Source organism: Saccharothrix stipae, assembly GCF_054781895.1.
In genome coordinates, this window is the sequence record NZ_BAAGTN010000018.1 from 153,243 (window position 1) to 169,088 (window position 15,846).

Sequence of the window (15,846 nt, forward strand, 5' to 3'; positions counted from 1 at the left end):
CCTGCCCGTCGGCGAATCAGCCCTCCAACGGATCGGCGTCGCGGGCCGGCGCGGCCGCCAGTCGGTCGCGCCGGGTCTTCAGCAAGCTCACCACCGTGGTGACGGCCAGCACCGAGACGATGACGCCGAGCGAGACCCAGTTGTCGATCTCGGGGATCCCGGTGAGGTGCCGACCGCCGTTGATGAACGGCAACTCGTTCTCGTGCAGGGCGTGCAGCACCAGCTTCACACCGATGAAGCCGAGGATGACCGCCAGGCCGTAGGACAGGTAGACGAGCTTCTCCGCGAGCCCGCCCAGCAGGAAGTAGAGCTGCCGCAGTCCCATCAGCGCGAACGCGTTGGCGGCGAAGACCAGGTACGCGTCCTGCGTGATGCCGAAGATCGCCGGGATGGAGTCGACCGCGAAGACGAGGTCGGCGCCGCCGATGGCGACGACCACGATGAACATCGGCGTGAGCAGGCGGCGGCCGTCCTGCCGGACCGTCAGCCGGGCGCCGTGGTACTCGTCGGTCACCGGGAAGAGCTTGCGGACCAGCCGCACGAGCCCGCCGTCGGCGTCGTACTCCTGCTCGCCCTGGCCGCTGAACGCGAACTTCACCGCGGTGTAGATCAGGATCCCGCCGAACAGCCAGAAGATCCAGCTGAACTGCTTGACCGCCTCCGCGCCGACCGCGATGAAGAACCCGCGCATCACCAGCGCCATCACGATGCCGATGAGGAGCACCCGGTGCTGGTGCACGACGGGCACGGCGAAGTTCGCCATGATGATCATGAAGATGAACAGGTTGTCGACGCTCAGCGAGTACTCGGTCAGGTACCCGGTGGCGAAGCTCGCGGCCTGGTCACCGCCACCGGCGATCCAGACACCCACGCCGAACGCGACGGCGCAACCGACGTAGAAGGCCACCCACCTGGCGGCTTCCCGCGCACCGACCTCGTGGGGCTTGCGGCCGACGACGACCAGGTCGGCGAGGATCAGGACGACCAGACCGGCGATGGTCGCCGCCCACAGCCAGGCGGGCACGGACATGGGTGGTGGCACGGGTTCCTCCGACAAGGCGTCGACGCGTCTGCCGGAGGTCTTCTCCGCCCGGACGGACCCGGACCGACCACACCGGAACCCGTGGGGGTTCGTGGTGACGACATGGCCGCGAAGGAGTACTCCCCTCCCCTAACGACCACAGTTTACCGTGATCAGACACCTCCGTGGAATGAACGACGAACGCCGCTGTGGCGATCCGGTCAGGCGACGGTCCACAACGGACGGTCGAGGTGTCACCACGCCACCGGCAGGCTGTGCACGCCGTAGATGTCCTGGTTGTCGCGCAACGGCACGGCGTCGGGCGGCACGGCGAGCCGCAGGCCGGGGAACCGGGCCAGCAGCGCGGGGAACGCCACCCGCAGCTCGACCCGGGCGAGCTGCTGGCCGAGGCACTGGTGGATGCCGTGCCCGAACGCGACGTGCCCGGTGGCCGAGCGCCGCAGGTCGAGCCGGTCGGGGTCGGGGAAGACCTCGGGGTCGCGGTTGGCGGCGTTCACCGCCAGGGCGACCGTCTCACCGGCCTTGATCACCTGGCCGTCGATTTCGACGTCCGCCAGCGCGGTGCGCACCCCGGTGGGCGTGATGGTCAGGTAGCGCAACAGCTCCTCGACGGCCTTGTCGGTCAGGCCCGGGTCGTCGCGCAGCGCGGCCAGCTGGTCGGGGTGGCTCAGCAGGGCGAACGTGCCGAGCCCGATCATGTTCGCGGTGGTGTCCAGACCGGCGCCCAGCAGCAGCGCGGCGACGGCGGCGAGCTCCTCGTCGGTGAGGTCGGTCGTGGTCAGGTCGCCGAGCAGGTCGTCGGTCGGTTCGGCGCGCTTGGCCAGGACCAGGCCGTACAGCATGCCGCCGAGCCCGTTCATCGCCGCGACGTTCTCTTCCTGGGTGGCGTCGAGGTCGTTCAACGTCGCGGTGTGCTTGAGGAAGAAGTCCCGTTCGTCGTAGGGAACGCCGAGCAGCTCGCAGATCGTCAACGCCGGCAGGGGTTGCGCGTAGGCCTCGACCAGGTCCACCGGCGGGCCCTGGCGCTGCATGGCGTCGAGGTGGTCGGCGGCGATCTGCTCGATCCGTTCGGTGAGCAGCCGCATCCGGCGGACGGTGAACTTGCCGGTGAGCAGCTTGCGGTAGCGGGTGTGCCGCGGCGGGTCCATGCCGATGAAGTCGCCGGGCACGGCGGGCGGGAACCGCTGCCCGTCGGCCACGGCGGCCCTGGGCTGGGGTGAGTGCATCAGCTCGTACCGGGAGCTGAACCGGGGATCGGCCATCACCGCCCGTCCTACCCGGTGTCCGGTGACGAGCCACCCCTCGTGCCCGTCGGGGAACACCATCCGGGTCAACGGCCCCAGCCGTGACAGCCCTTCGGCGGGGTCGAACGGACGGCCCGCGGGGCGGGTCGTGGGCAGTCCGGTCAGGATCTCGGTCATTCGCTGCTCCCCCGGTCGCACCTGATCTTCAGGATGGGTCGAACGCTAGGGTTGCGCTCGGAACACGCGCAACCGACGAATCGGGAGCCGACCCCGTTTTCCGAGCTGGAGACGTCGAAACAATTGCAACGGGACTGAGACCGAACGCAACAGGATCGTCGAGGTCGTTGCAATGACCCAGGCCTGAACGCATACTCCCGGCAGTGGCCGACGAGGAGGTGGGATGCCGTGCCCGGAGCCAGGCTCACCGCGCGGGACCGCCAGGACATCGCGGCCGGGTTGGCCGACGGGCTCACCTACGCCGAGATCGCCAAGCGCCTCGACCGGCCCACCTCGACCGTCACGCGCGAGATCGCCCGCAACGGCGGCCCGTCCGGGTACCGACCGCACCAGGCGGAGCTGGCGACCCGGCGGCGAGCGCGTCGCCGCGCACCGAGCCGGGCCGCCACCGCACCGCCGATCGAGCCGGCCCGCGACTCGGCGGCCGTGCGCGCGGTCGAGGAGCAGTTGACCGCCGCGCTCGTCGACGAGGGACTGCCGCGGCTGACGGCCAGGGTGCTCGGTTGCCTGTTCACCACCGACTCCGGCAGCCTCACCGCCGCCGACCTGGTCGCGCGGCTGCGGGTCAGCCCCGCGTCGATCTCGACGGCCATCCGCTACCTGGAGGGGCAGCAGCTGGTCACCCGACGACGTGACGGCGGCAGCCGACGGGACCGGTACCACATGGACGACGACACCTGGTACCGCGCGATGCTCGCCACCGCCGCCAGGAACGCGCTGATGGCCCGGACCGTCCGCGAGGGGGCCGAGGCCCTCGGCCCCACCACGTCCGCGGGCCGGCGCCTCCAGGACGTCGGCGAGTTCCTGGAACACCTCCACGACAACCTCGTGCGCACCGCCGAGCACATGCGCCGGGAACAGGCGGCACGCCGGGCCCGCTGACGGTCGGCGCTCGGGCGTCGAGCCACACCTCGAAGGTGGCCCGACACTCCTGATCACCTCGCGGGGGTACCGGCCCGGCCGGGTTGCCCGAGTGCGATCTTTACTGCTTTACTATTGCCCTAGTAAAGCAGTAGGAGGGTTCATGTTCGTCTTCCGGATCGACAGCCGCTCGGGCGTGCCGCCGTACCTCCAACTCGTCCAGCAGGTGCGGCAAGCCGTGCTGCTGGGCTTCCTGCGGCAGGGCGACCGGCTGCCGTTGATCCGCGAGGTGGCCGAGGCGCTGGCGATCAACCCGAACACGGTCGCCAAGGCCTACCGGCAGTTGGAGCAGGAGGACCTCGTCACCGGACGCCCGGGGCAGGGCACGTTCGTCAACGAGGCGCCGACGGCGGGGATGTCCGCCGCGACCTACACCTCGTTGCGGCGTGGCCTGGAGACCTGGTTGAACCGGGCCCACGCCGCCGGGCTGGACGAGCAGGCGGTCAACGCGCTCTTCACCGCTGTCGTCAACCGAGCGAAGAATGAGAACATCGCATGACAACGACGCAGTACGCACTCCGGACCGACGGTCTGGGCAAGCGCTACCGCCGGGCCTGGGCCCTGCGCGACTGCACCCTGGCCGTGCCGACCGGCCGGGTGACCGCGCTCGTGGGTCCCAACGGCGCGGGCAAGAGCACGCTGCTGCGCTTGGTGGTGGGGTTGCTCGCGCCGACGACCGGCACCGTGGAGGTGCTCGGCCAGTCGCCGGCCACCAACACCCCGCAGGTGCTGTCCCGCGTGGGTTTCCTGGCCCAGGACCACCCGCTCTACAAGCACTTCACCGTCGCCGAACTGCTCCGCATGGGCCGCGCCTGCAACCTCCGCTTCGACCAGCGCCTCGCCGAACGGCGGTTGGCGCGGTTGGACATCCCGCTGGACCGCAAGGCCGGTGCGCTCTCCGGCGGCCAACAAGCCCAGGTGGCGCTGGCACTGGCGCTGGCCAAGCGGCCCGACATGCTCGTCCTGGACGAGCCGATGGCGAGCCTCGACCCGGTGGCCCGACTCGAATTCCTCCAGGCCCTGATGGGCGCGGTCGCCGCCGACGGCATGACCGTCCTGTTCTCCTCACACGTCGTGCCCGAACTGGAACGCGTCTGCGACCACCTGGTCGTGCTCAACCACAGCCGGGTCACGCTCGACGGGGACATCGAGACGCTGTTGAGCGAGCACCGGCTGCTCGTCGGTCCGCGCACCACCGCCGATCTCGACAAGGCGGGCACGGTCGTCGAGGCCTCCCACAGCGACCGGCACACCACGCTGCTGGTGCGCGACGGCGGCAGCGCGCCGACCGCGCCCGGCTGGCAGGCCGATCCGATCGGGCTGGAGAGCCTGGTGCTGGCCTACCTGCGCCGCCCCACCCGGCACGACGTCGAGGCCACGACCGTCTCGGAGGTGCCGGCATGACGTGGCTGACCTGGCGGCAGCACCGCGCCGAAGTGTTCACCCTGGGCCTGCTGGTCGCGGCGATCGGACTCTTCCTGCTCGTGGCCGGGTTGTCGATGCGCTCCCTGTTCCCCGACGGCGCGGCGGCCTGCGCGGGCGGCCTGACCGACGCCACCGACGCGTGCTCGACCGCCCTCAGGCGGTTGAACGAGGAGCACGGGTACACGTCCAAGCTGCTCACCTTGTTCAACCTGGTGCCGTTCCTGATCGGCGCGTTCCTCGGCGCACCGCTGGTGGCCCGCGAACTGGAAGCGGGCACCTGGCAGTTCGCCTGGACCCAGGCGGTGCCGAGGATGCGCTGGCTGGCCGTCAAGCTGGGTGCCCTCGGCGCGCTCACCGCGACGCTCGCCATCGCGCTCTCGGCGGCGATCACGTGGTACCGGCAGCCGTTGGACGTCCTGGGCGACCGGTTCTCGGCCGACGCGTTCGACCTGGAAGGGCTCGTTCCGGCGGGGTACGCGCTGTTCGCGTTCGCCGCCGCCACGGTGGCCGGCGCGTTGCTGCGGCGCAGCCTGCCCGCGTTCGCGGTCGCGCTCGGCGTCTACCTCGCCGTCCGCTTCGTCGTGGCGGGTTGGCTGCGCCCGAACTTCCAGGCGCCGGAGACCACCGTGCAACGCGTGGCCGCCGACGACGTCACCCTCGACCCGGGAGGTTCCCGGATGTCGACCGGCGACCGCCACGACTGGATCGTGGCGTCCGGCTACGCGGATCCGTCGGGCCGGCACCTCTCGGTCTACGAGGCCGTGGAGATGGACGTCGCGGCCCGACGTGCCGGGGTGGAGTTCAGCGCGTACCTGCACGAGCGCGGTGTCCAGCAGTGGGTCACGTACCAACCGGCCGATCGCTTCTGGACGTTCCAACTCGTCGAGGCGAGCGTCTTCGCCGGCCTCGCGGCAGCCCTGCTCGCACTCGTCGTGTGGCGGATCAAACGCCGCGTCTTCTGAGCGTGCGCGACCGCGCCCTGCCGACGGACGTCGCAGCTGCGGCCGGGGGTGCGCCACGGGTGCCCGTCCGCCGCTCGGCCGGCTCCGGGAGTTGCCGGACCACCGGTGCCGCGGCTATAGCCAACCGTTATCACGAGGGCGAGGCCACCGCGGCGGCGTCGGCGAGGAAGTCCACGAACTCCTCCAGGTCGGCGGCGAAGTGGTTCTCGCGGGACCAGACGGCCTCGTAGGAGATCTCCACGGGGTTGCCCCCTCGGACCAGGGGGCGACAGCTGGCGTGCCGACGGGTGATCTTGGAGCGGGGCAGCAGGGCCGCGCCCACGCCCAGGCCCGCCCACTCGTCCAGCACGCGGTGGCTGGCCGCCTCGCCGGGGTAGGTGCGCAGCGCCAGGTCGTTGCTGTGGAAGAGCCGGGTGGTGAACGTGGTCAGGCCGCAGGTGTCGGGGACGAGGATGTAGTCGGCGTCGGCGGCGGCGCCCAGTTCCAGCGGCCCGTCCGCGCCGGGGGCGGCGGCCGGGTCGACGACGACCATGGGCTCGCTGGCGATGACCCGGTGGCGGTAGGCGGGCATGGCCTCGACCGCGGGGACCAGCAGGACGTCGAGTTCGCCCGCCTGCAACGCCGCGCGCAGCAGGTCGAGGTCCGATTCCCGCAGCACCAGGTCACGCGGGTGGGACAGGCGCCGGGCGGCGTCGAAGGCGCAGGCCACCAGGTCGGACCCGATCAGCGGCGAGACGCCCATGCGGATGGTGCCGGTCGCCGGTCGGGCCAGCCGGCGCGCCTCGACCACGACCGAGTCCAACGCCGCCAGTGCCCGGTCGATCAGGGGCAGGACGCGCGCGCCCTGGGCGGTGGGTTGGACGCCGCGCGGTGAGCGGTCGAAGAGCTTGACGCCGAGCTCCTCCTCCAGCCTCGCCACGCCGTTCGACAGCGCGGGTTGGGTGACGCCGTAGTCCCGCGCCGCGGCGCTGAAGGACTTCGTCCGCGACACCGCCAGCGCGTAGCGCAGCCCCTCGATGTTCATCCCGCACCCACCTCGGTCATAACGGCCGACTATAGGGGCATTCAGCGGGAGCCTCTACCGCGTTCGGGTGGACGGTTCTACGGTCGCCCTCGTGCGTTGACCGTCAGGAGTGATCGTCTTGTCCCAGGATCGCCGCCCGGCCCACCGGGCCGCGCAGGTGGTGGAGCCGGGTGGGCCGGTGCTCCTCGCGCCGGTCGAGGTGCGCGAGCCCGGACCGGGCGAGGTGCGGCTGGACGTCGTCGCGTCGGGGATCTGCGGAGCCGACGCGGGCACGGTCGCGGCCTCCTCCCCGGCGAACGGGTTCCCCGTCACCCCGGGCCACGAGGTGGCCGGCGTGATCGCCGAACTGGGACCGTGCGTGCGCGGCTGGGAGATCGGTGAACGGGCGGGTGTCGGTTGGTTCGGCGGCAGCTGCGGCTCGTGCCCGGCCTGCCGGTCGGGCGACGTGGTCCACTGCCCGCGACGCCGGATCCCCGGCCTGTCCTACCCCGGCGGCTGGGCGTCCACCATCACCGTCCCGGTCGACGCCCTGATCCACATCCCGGAAGGGCTCACCTCGGCGGAGGCCGCGCCCTTCGGCTGCGCCGGGGTGACCACGTTCACCGCGCTGCGGGACGGCGGCGCCGAGCCGGGTGATCGCGTCGCCGTGGTGGGTGTCGGTGGTCTCGGGCACCTGGCGGTGCAGTTCGCCGCGGCCATGGGCTTCGAGACGGTGGCCGTCGCACGGGGCGAGGAGAAGCGGCGGGCGGCCACCGAGCTGGGCGCGCACCACTACGTCGACGCCTCCCGCGAGGAGGCCGGGCGAGCACTGCGCGACCTGAGCGGGTGCCGGCTGATCCTGTCCACCGCGTCGAGCAGCGAGCCGTTGGCCGGGCTCGTCACCGGGTTGGCGCCGCACGGCCGCCTCACCGTCGTCGGCTTCGACGGCACCCCGGTGCGACTGCCGCTGGGCGACCTGGTCATGCACGCCCGCGGCGTCACCGGCCACCTGACCGGCAACCCGACCGACACCGAGCAGGCCATGCGCTTCGCGCTGGCGGCCGGCGTCCGGCCACACGTGCGAACCGTGCCGCTGGACCAGGTGGGCGAGGCCCTGAAGACCCAGCAGGCGGGCCGAGCCCGGTTCCGCATGGTCCTGCTCCCGAACGCCTGACCCGGACACGAGATGGAGTCGCACATGCCGCACGCCGACGACCGGCCCGTCGTGGTGGTCGGGGCGGGAGCCTCGGGACTGGCCGCGGCCGCCACCCTGGCCGACGCCGGGTGCGACGTCCTGTGCCTGGAGGCCCGCGACCGCCCCGGCGGCCGCCTCCTCAGCATCCGCGCCGACCGCACCCACCCCGACCGCACCCACCCCGACGGCACCCACCCCGGCAGCACCGGCGCCGACGGGGAGAACGCGCTCGACCTGGGGGCCACCTGGTTCTGGGACGGCGAGCAGCGGGTGCAGGACCTCGTCGCCCGTCTCGGTCTCGACACCTTCGCGCAGCACACGGCGGGCAGCGCGATCTTCCAGGACGCCAAGGGCACCCACCGGTTGCAGGGCAACCCCATCGACGGCCCCGCCCACCGCTACACCGCGGGCGCCGATGCCCTGACCGACGCACTCGCGGCCACCCTGCCCGCCGGCGCACTGCGCCTGAACACCCCCGTGACGGCGATCCGCGCCACCACCGGCGGCCTGGCCGTCGAGACCGCCGGCACGACCCACGTGGCGGGCCACGTCGTCCTGGCCGTGCCGCCCGCCCTGGCCCTGGCCCGCATCGACTTCGGCGACGCGCTGCCGACCGACCTCGTCGGCCTGGCCCGCGCCACCCCCGTGTGGATGGGCGCCGTCGTCAAGGTCATCGCCGTCTACCCGGACGCGTTCTGGCGCCACGACGGCCTGGCCGGTGCGGCCTTCAGCTACACCGGTCCCCTCCAGGAACTCCACGACATGTCCGGTCCCTTCGGCCGCCCGGCGGCGCTGTTCGGGTTCGCCACCGCGACCGCCACCACCACCTCCACGGGCCCCGCCTTCCGGCAGGCCGTCATCGAGCAGCTCACCGAGCTGTTCGGTCCGGCGGCGGCCCGCCCCAGCGCCCTGCACGTCCACGACTGGAGCACCGAGCCCTGGACCTCGCCACCGGACGTGCACCGACTGAACAACTACAGCCTCTTCGGCCACCCCCGGTACCGGCAGCCCGCGCTGGCCGGACGGCTCCACTGGGCGTCCACGGAGACCACCGACTACACCGGCCACCTCGAAGGCGCCATCGCCGGCGGGCAGCGCGCCGCCCACGCGGTCCTGAGCGCCCGTTCCGCCCCGGACCCCGCTCCCACCACACCCAGGTGATCACATGTACGAGGTCGAAGCACTGCTGCGCGAGTACGACCACGCCCGCGCCTACACCGACGAGCTCTGGCGGGACCTCAGCCCGGACGAGGTGACCTGGCGGCCGAGCGAGGACTCCAGCGCCATCGGCTGGCACCTCGGCCACCAGGCCCACGTCGCCCACTTCATGATCCGCAACCTCACCGCGGCCGAGCCGAGCCCCGACCCCGAGCTGGACGCGCTGATGGACTCCGCGCAACCCGAGCGGTTCCGTGGCGCGCTGCCCACCATCCAGCGGCTCACCCGGTTCCGCGACACCGTCGCCGAACGCGTGCACGCCCGGATGAACGCCATCGCCACCGGCCGCGTCGCCGCCCCGGAGCAGCTCACCGTCGTCGCCACCCACCTCCTGGTCGCCCTGGTCAACCACGAGTACCAGCACGACCAGTGGATCGGCGAGGTCCGCGCCAACGACCTCGGCCACGCCCTCCCGCCCGACCCGGACACCGGCCGGGTCGCCCGCCTGGACGGGTACCTCGTCCTCAACCCCCTCGCCGGGTGAGCCGATCGACCCGGCGGGCCGCGGCCGGTCGTCGGGTGATCGGTCGACGCACGGCCGTTCGCCCGTTTCGCCCTCGTGGACAGTCCGCAAGGGCAGCAACCGGGGGCCCCAACGGGTGAACGTCGGGACATTCCGGCGTACCCGACCTCGGCCGGAGACTCGTGATCACCGTCACCGTCACCGCCACCCAGGTCGATTGGGGCTCCACCCATGGAAGAGATCTTCCGGTTCCTGCTCCTGCACCCACCCGCCCCCGCGACCGCGGTCGACGTGTTGGCCTCGGACGACTTCGCGGCGGCGCTGGCCGAGGCGCACGACGCCCCGGACAGCAAGACGGCGTTGAAGACCGCGGCCGCCCGGCTCGTCGCGAACGAGCGTGGTCTCACCGACCTCGGGAAGCTGGCCAACGCGACCGCCCTGTGGCACACCGAACGTGCCTTGCGCGGCACGGACGCCCCCACCCGGGCGGACGTCGAGCAGGCCGTGGCGGACGGTTTCGGCGAGCCCCCGTCCCAGGTGGTCGAGGCGCCCGCGTTCACCGCCGACCGCGAACTGCTGTCCGACAACCTCATCGCGGCGAAGCTGCTGTCCCGGGACGGCGCCGTCGAGGCGCGCACGATGGAGGACCTGCTGCGGCTGATGGCCGTGATCGACCGGGTGGCGGCCGGTGACCCGGCGCTGGACGAGGCGGGCGCGGTCGGCGCCGCCCTGAACCGGCCGACGGCGATCGGCCGGGCCGTCCCCGGACCGCGCCGCGCCCTGCCCGAGGACCGGCCGCCGCGGCGGCCGGAGCCGGACACCGACGCGGAACGCGAGCGGATCCGCGCGCGGATCGGCGCCCTGGAGTCCCTCAGCGACACGCTGGCGGCCGTGGCCCCCGGCGCCTTCGCCGTGCCCGAGGCACCGCAGAGCACGCCGTCACCCGGGCGGCCCGCCGCGGCGGAGACACTCCGCCGGGCGATGACCGAACGGGTGCGCGCGGGAGAGGTCGAGCGCATCGAGACCGAGCCCGTGCACGCGGTCATGCGCGCGCTGGCCGACGTGCAGTCGTCCGCGGTCGAACCCGGCGAGCAGCACCCGCCCGCCGCCCGGTTCCTGCTCAGCCGGACCGCCGTCGCGGAGCTGCCCCAGTCGCACCGGGCCACCTTGGAATCCCTCGACCTGAGCCTCGAACGCACCCCACTGCCCGGCGCGCTGAAGTCCGTCGAAGGCGAGCTCACCACCCTGTACGGCCGGCTCGCCGAACTGGAGCACGGCGCCACCTCCTACACCTTGATCGGCTCGCAGCTCTACGACACGGGCGCGCTCGACAAGACCGACATCAGCACGTTCGGGCTGCCCCACGCGGTGCCGGAGAGCCACGGCACCATCAAACCCGTCGGCGTCGGCGACCTGCTGGTCGTGCGGCAGCAGCTCAAGGGTTACCACGGCGGCGAGGTCGCCCACGTCGAGAACGTGCTCAAGGGCGAGTCCAAGAAGCGGTCGACCCTGCGCAGGCAGGAGACCGAGGAGACCGTCACGGTCGAGCACGAGATCACCAAGGTCGAGGAGCGCGACACCCAGACCACCGAGCGGTTCGAGATGCAGCGCGAGGCCGCGGAGGTGGTCAAGAACGACATCACCTTCAAGGCGGGCCTCGCGCTCAGCGCGTCCTTCGGGCCGGCCGTGGAGTTCAAGGCCTACACCGACTTCGCCATGAACCACGTCAAGCAGGAGTCCACCAAGACCGCGACGAACTACTCCAAGGAGGTCACCAGCCGCGCCTCGTCCAAGGTGTCCGAACGCCACCGCGAGGTGCGCGTCCTGCGCACGCTGGAGATCTTCGAGGAGCGCAACGAGCACGGCGTGAACAACGCCGCGGGCGAGGGCCACGTCGTGGGCGTCTACCAGTGGATCGACAAGGTCTACGAGGCGCAGGTCTTCAACTACGGCAAGCGGATGATGTTCGACATCATGGTGCCCGAGCCCGCCGCGTTCTGGATCCACGCGCACGCGCACAAGCCCAAGCCGGGCGCGACCCTCGAAGAGCCCGAGCCGTTCACGCTCGAACCGATCCAGATCACCGAGGCCAACTACGGCCTCTACGTCGAGCGGTACCAGGTGGCCGGGCTGAAGCCGCCGCCGGAGCCGTACACCACGGTGTCCAAGACGTTCGAGGGCGTGGTGGCTCTTGAGGACAAGAGCGGCACGAAGGTCGCCGACGTGCCCATCCCGGACGGTTACCAGGCGATCACCGGCCACGCGCTCGTGATCGCGAGCCGCTGGGTGCCCGACTTCGAGGACGACTGGGCCGTGGTCGTCGTCATCGGCAAGCGGCAGTGGGGGCGGAGGAAGAACAGCTTCATCAACAACTACTACACGCTGGACAACGAACGCGGTTCGGTGCCCCTCACCGTGCACTCCTACGGCTGCCGCACCTGGACGGTGGCCGTCGAAGTCGACTGCCAGCGGACCCAGCGGGCCTACCGCACCTGGCAGTTGGAGACCCACGCCGCCATCCAGCAGGCCTACCTGAAGATGGAGCGCGACTACCGCGACGAGCTGGCCGCGCTGGAGGTGCAGGCCGCCAACGACATCCAGGGCCGCAACCCGGCGGAGAACCGGATCATCGAGCGCACCGAGCTGCGCAAGCAGGCCATCAGCGTGTTCACCGCGCAGCACTACGACCTGTTCGGCGCGATCGGCCACTCGCCGGAGGGCTACCCGCAGCCCCACCTCCACGAGGCCGACGCCGAGGGCCGCTACATCCGCTTCTTCGAGCAGGCCGTCGAGTGGGAGCACATGATGTACCTGTTCTACCCCTACTACTGGGGGCGCAAGAACGGGTGGCGGACGAAGGCGCTGCTCCAGGACGTCGACACGCAGTTCGCCGAGTTCCTCAAGGCGGGCTCGGCCCGGGTGGTGGTCCCGATCCGGCCCGGTTTCGAGGCCGCCGTCGCCCACTTCCTGGACACCGGGGAGATCTGGGAGGGCGCCGACCCGCCGACGCTGACCAGCCCGCTGTACGTGAACATCATCGACGAGATCAAGGAGCGCACCCAGGCACCCGGCGCCGAGATCCCGCAGGGCGACCCGTGGGAGGTGCGCCTGCCGACCACCCTGGTGCGGCTGCGCCCGGACGACTCGTTGCCGACGTGGACCAAGCAGCCCGACGGGACCTGGCTGGAGGACTGATGGCCAAGCCCCCGCGTTACCGCATCCACCCGGCGATCGGCGTCGCGCGGGTCGGCGACGCCGCCGCGGACGAGTTCTTCCTCGGACCCGAGGTGCCCGACCGGTTCGGCCGCATGGGCGAGCCGGGCACCGGGAAGACCGTGCCGCCGCACAAGGTCGGCGGCCGGATCCGCCGCCAGGCGCAGCGCTTCCGGGTCTTCGAGTACACCGAGTCCGGTGGCGTGTGGACCGCGTCGCGGGAGATCACCGCGGACCTGGCCGACGTCGTGAACCTGACGTGGACGGTGGACCTGGCCAACCGCAAGGCGTCGTTCTTCGAGTTCGACGGGCTGTCCGGCTCCCCGCTGCTGCCCCGCCAGCCCAAGCGGGTCCGCCGCAACGAGGCGCAGGCCGACCGCCGCAAGCTGCGGATCGTGCCCGGCCCGCGGTCGATCGCCGGGCGCGCGGCGAGGGGGGTCGAGTTCCGCAAGGGCACCTCCACCAACCCGGCGGCCGAGCAGTGGCCCGACCCGGCGCCCTCGCCCGCGCTGGAGTACCTGGGCGAGCTGCGCACCGACGCCAGGGGCAGGCTGATCGTCATCGGCGGTGCGGGCGTGGTCGCCAAGCAGGCCGGCGCGCCGGACATCGCCCAGTACGCGAACAACGACATGTGGTTCGACGACGTCTCGGACGGCCCGGTGAACGCCGTGCTCCGGCTCCGCGTGGGCGGCGGGATGACGACCGTGCCGGTGCGGGGCGCGTGGGTTTTGGTCGGCCCGCCGGACTTCGCACCGGGCATCCCGCCTACCGTCACGCTCTGGGACGTCCTGGTCGACCTGGCCGTCCGCCGGATCCCGCTGCCCGAGGACGAGGCGGTGTTCGGCACGGGCGGGGCGCTGGCACGGCTCACCGCGATGGCGAAGGACCTCGGGCGTGGCCCGTCCCTGTCGCGCTACAAGCCGTCGTTCGACGAGGACGTCGCGCCGATCCTGCGCCAAGCCGTCCTGCCGGGGTGGGTCTTCGAGCAGTTGCAGGGCTTCCACACCGCCATGGGCGCCGGTGGCCTGCCCGCCGCGCGGTGGGAGGCGCTGTCCGATCCGGCGACGCCGAACGACGCGCGGCTCGCCGTGTTCCAGCGGTTGCGCAAGCCCGGCACGGCGGGACTGGGCGCGGACAACATGCCCCAACTGCTGGGCGACGACCCGTACAACAACCTGAGGACCAAGCGCTGGGGGCTGTCGCTCACCACCACCCAGTACGCGATCATGGAGGCCTGGGCCGGTGGCCGCTTCGTCAAGTCGGCACGGCCGCCCGCGTCGCTGCTCACCCCGGTCGGGCCTGGGATGGTGACACCCGACGGGATGGACCGCGCGGCGGCGCAGTCCGTGTCCGGCGGCGCTTTCTACCCCGGCATCGAGGTCGGCTGGCAGATCCGGGAGCCGGAGCTGTTCGCCGAACCGTTCCGGATCAAGCACGGCGCGCCCTCGAAGTACGTCGGCGACGCCCGCGGCCGCACCGTGGTGGCCGGGCACTTCACCCGGCAGATGGCGCTGCCGTGGATCGCGGACTTCCTGCAGTGCAAGGTCGAGGAGCAAAGGGTCACCAAGGCCGACTGGGGCTGGTGGCCGTCCCAGCGCCCCGACGCGGTGTACGCGACGACGGCCGACGCCCTGGCCGCCGGGACGATGGTGCACTGGCACCGCGCCACGGTCGGCGCGTCGTCTGACTGGCCGAGCGACGCGCACGAACCCAGTCCCCGTTCCAGCGACATGCCGTCCTACCAGCAGATGGTGGACAACTGGACCAAGCTCGGCTTCGTCGTGCCGGGGGCGGGTGTGTTCGCCGAGACCGAACGCGGCGGTGCCGTCCCGTGAGCGGTCGTCACGACCTGGTGGTGGTCGGCGCGGGCCCGGCCGGTGCGTGCCACGCGCTGGCCGCCGCCCGGGCCGGGGCGTCGGTGCTGCTCGTCGGTCCCCCGGCGCGGCACCGTCGGCACACCGTGGAGCTGCTCACGGCCGCGGCGCACGACGCGGTGGCCTGGTTGGGGGTGGTGGGCTTGCCGGCGCGTCCCTGTGCCGGGGTGCTCGCGAGCTGGGGCGGCGCGGTCGTCGACAAACCGGCGCTGCTCACGCCCGGTGGCGCGGGTTGGATCGTGGACCGCGCCGAGCTGGATCCGGCGCTCGTGGCCGCCGCGGTGTCGGCCGGGTGCACGTGGGTCCCGGCGAGGGCCCAGGGCGTCGAGCGGGACGGTGGCGCCTGGCGCGTGCGGGTGGGCGGTGAGTGGCGGCTGGCGGACCGCGTGGTGCTCGCCACCGGCCGCACCGCGCGGCTGCCCCGGCTCGGCATCGCGCGCGAGGTCACCCACCGGATGACCGCGTCGACCGGCTGGGTGGACGCCCGGCTGCCGGGGCTGGGCGACCGGCTGCACGTCGCCGCCGCGCCCGGCGGTTGGTGGTACGCGATCGGTTGCGGTGCGGGTACCGCGCTGGGCCTGTGCACCGACACCGACCTGCTGCGCACGGGCGACCGGTTCGCCTGGGCCGGGCACCGGGTGGACACCTGGCACCGCTCGGCCACCACCGCGCGGACGACCGGCCCGGTGCCCGCGGGCGTCGCGGTGATCGGGGACGCGGCGCTCGCCGTGGACCCGCTGTCCGGGCAGGGCTTGGCCTTGGCGGTGGAAGGCGCCGTGCTGGCCGCCGACGACCCGACCGGTTATCCCGACTGGCTCGCCCGGGCGACGGCGGCGCACGCGGCCGGCGCGCGGGCCGTCTACTCGGCCGCAAGCCTCGACGGCCCGTTCTGGCGGCGGCGTGCCGGCGGTCGGCTGCCCGTCACGGGCGGTGCTTGAGCCGCCGACCTGCCTGCTCGGGTGGCGTTCGCCGCGACGGAGGACACCGCCCGCACGGCCGCCGGGTCGCGGCCCTCTTCGCCTGCGACGGTTGGGGGTCACTTCGGCTGT

The 15,846-nt window shown here is 72.5% G+C and carries 13 protein-coding genes; 10 read left to right on the forward strand and 3 right to left on the reverse strand.

The window, feature by feature from the left end; translation table 11 throughout:
• Positions 1–16 precede the first annotated feature (16 nt).
• Both ACYVLT_RS34115 and ACYVLT_RS34120 read right to left on the reverse strand, forming a co-directional pair.
• Positions 17–1,030 (reverse strand): TerC family protein, encoded by a 1,014-nt coding sequence (locus ACYVLT_RS34115; RefSeq protein ID WP_461124356.1) that lies wholly within the window; start codon positions 1,028–1,030, stop codon positions 17–19.
• 245 nt (positions 1,031–1,275) lie between these two features.
• Complete coding sequence (locus ACYVLT_RS34120; RefSeq protein WP_461124279.1) at positions 1,276–2,463, reverse strand: cytochrome P450; 1,188 nt, start codon at positions 2,461–2,463, stop codon at positions 1,276–1,278.
• Positions 2,464–2,691: 228 nt separating this feature from the next.
• Here ACYVLT_RS34120 and ACYVLT_RS34125 point away from each other — a divergent pair, with 228 nt between their 5' ends.
• The 4 genes from ACYVLT_RS34125 (at position 2,692) to ACYVLT_RS34140 (ending at position 5,831) form a co-directional block, all read left to right on the forward strand.
• Complete coding sequence (locus ACYVLT_RS34125; RefSeq protein WP_461124280.1) at positions 2,692–3,405, forward strand: GbsR/MarR family transcriptional regulator; 714 nt, start codon at positions 2,692–2,694, stop codon at positions 3,403–3,405.
• Between the two features lie 142 nt (positions 3,406–3,547).
• Positions 3,548–3,943, forward strand: coding sequence for a GntR family transcriptional regulator (locus tag ACYVLT_RS34130; RefSeq protein ID WP_461124281.1), 396 nt, complete (start codon positions 3,548–3,550; stop codon positions 3,941–3,943).
• A complete protein-coding gene (locus ACYVLT_RS34135) occupies positions 3,940–4,848 on the forward strand; it encodes an ABC transporter ATP-binding protein (protein ID WP_461124282.1) in 909 nt (302 codons plus the stop codon). Before ACYVLT_RS34130 ends, ACYVLT_RS34135 begins: the two co-directional genes overlap by 4 nt.
• Positions 4,845–5,831 (forward strand): ABC transporter permease subunit, encoded by a 987-nt coding sequence (locus ACYVLT_RS34140; RefSeq protein ID WP_461124283.1) that lies wholly within the window; start codon positions 4,845–4,847, stop codon positions 5,829–5,831. Before ACYVLT_RS34135 ends, ACYVLT_RS34140 begins: the two co-directional genes overlap by 4 nt.
• Positions 5,832–5,961: 130 nt before the next feature.
• On the opposite strand, the gene ACYVLT_RS34145 is transcribed toward ACYVLT_RS34140, so the two are convergent.
• The gene (locus ACYVLT_RS34145; RefSeq protein WP_461124284.1) at positions 5,962–6,855 is read right to left on the reverse strand and encodes a LysR family transcriptional regulator; all 894 of its coding nucleotides are present in this window, start codon (positions 6,853–6,855) and stop codon (positions 5,962–5,964) included.
• Positions 6,856–6,973: 118 nt separating this feature from the next.
• Here ACYVLT_RS34145 and ACYVLT_RS34150 point away from each other — a divergent pair, with 118 nt between their 5' ends.
• From ACYVLT_RS34150 to ACYVLT_RS34175, 6 genes are all read left to right on the forward strand, one after another.
• Positions 6,974–8,008 carry an alcohol dehydrogenase catalytic domain-containing protein gene (locus ACYVLT_RS34150; protein WP_461124285.1) on the forward strand — a complete coding sequence of 345 codons (1,035 nt, stop codon included), beginning with the start codon at positions 6,974–6,976 and terminating at the stop codon, positions 8,006–8,008.
• A 24-nt stretch (positions 8,009–8,032) separates the two neighbouring features.
• A complete protein-coding gene (locus ACYVLT_RS34155) occupies positions 8,033–9,190 on the forward strand; it encodes a flavin monoamine oxidase family protein (protein ID WP_461124286.1) in 1,158 nt (385 codons plus the stop codon).
• A 4-nt stretch (positions 9,191–9,194) separates the two neighbouring features.
• The gene (locus ACYVLT_RS34160) at positions 9,195–9,731 is read left to right on the forward strand and encodes a DinB family protein (protein ID WP_461124287.1); all 537 of its coding nucleotides are present in this window, start codon (positions 9,195–9,197) and stop codon (positions 9,729–9,731) included.
• A gap of 210 nt (positions 9,732–9,941) precedes the next feature.
• Positions 9,942–12,905, forward strand: coding sequence for a hypothetical protein (locus ACYVLT_RS34165; protein ID WP_461124288.1), 2,964 nt, complete (start codon positions 9,942–9,944; stop codon positions 12,903–12,905).
• On the forward strand, positions 12,905–14,758 hold the full coding sequence (locus ACYVLT_RS34170; protein ID WP_461124289.1) for a LodA/GoxA family CTQ-dependent oxidase: 1,854 nt from the start codon (positions 12,905–12,907) through the stop codon (positions 14,756–14,758). Before ACYVLT_RS34165 ends, ACYVLT_RS34170 begins: the two co-directional genes overlap by 1 nt.
• Positions 14,755–15,735 carry an NAD(P)/FAD-dependent oxidoreductase gene (locus ACYVLT_RS34175; RefSeq protein WP_461124290.1) on the forward strand — a complete coding sequence of 327 codons (981 nt, stop codon included), beginning with the start codon at positions 14,755–14,757 and terminating at the stop codon, positions 15,733–15,735. The genes ACYVLT_RS34170 and ACYVLT_RS34175 overlap by 4 nt, the downstream gene beginning before the upstream one ends.
• The last annotated feature ends 111 nt before the right edge of the window (positions 15,736–15,846 follow it).

Coding starts and splice junctions, on each gene's coding strand:
- ACYVLT_RS34155 (WP_461124286.1), top strand. CDS start 8,033: ATGCCGCACGCCGACGACCGGCCCGTCGTGGTGGTCGGGGCGGGAGCC.
- ACYVLT_RS34135 (WP_461124282.1), top strand. CDS start 3,940: ATGACAACGACGCAGTACGCACTCCGGACCGACGGTCTGGGCAAGCGC.
- ACYVLT_RS34115 (WP_461124356.1), bottom strand. CDS start 1,030: ATGTCCGTGCCCGCCTGGCTGTGGGCGGCGACCATCGCCGGTCTGGTC.
- ACYVLT_RS34145 (WP_461124284.1), bottom strand. CDS start 6,855: ATGAACATCGAGGGGCTGCGCTACGCGCTGGCGGTGTCGCGGACGAAG.
- ACYVLT_RS34170 (WP_461124289.1), top strand. CDS start 12,905: ATGGCCAAGCCCCCGCGTTACCGCATCCACCCGGCGATCGGCGTCGCG.
- ACYVLT_RS34140 (WP_461124283.1), top strand. CDS start 4,845: ATGACGTGGCTGACCTGGCGGCAGCACCGCGCCGAAGTGTTCACCCTG.
- ACYVLT_RS34165 (WP_461124288.1), top strand. CDS start 9,942: ATGGAAGAGATCTTCCGGTTCCTGCTCCTGCACCCACCCGCCCCCGCG.
- ACYVLT_RS34130 (WP_461124281.1), top strand. CDS start 3,548: ATGTTCGTCTTCCGGATCGACAGCCGCTCGGGCGTGCCGCCGTACCTC.
- ACYVLT_RS34120 (WP_461124279.1), bottom strand. CDS start 2,463: ATGACCGAGATCCTGACCGGACTGCCCACGACCCGCCCCGCGGGCCGT.
- ACYVLT_RS34160 (WP_461124287.1), top strand. CDS start 9,195: ATGTACGAGGTCGAAGCACTGCTGCGCGAGTACGACCACGCCCGCGCC.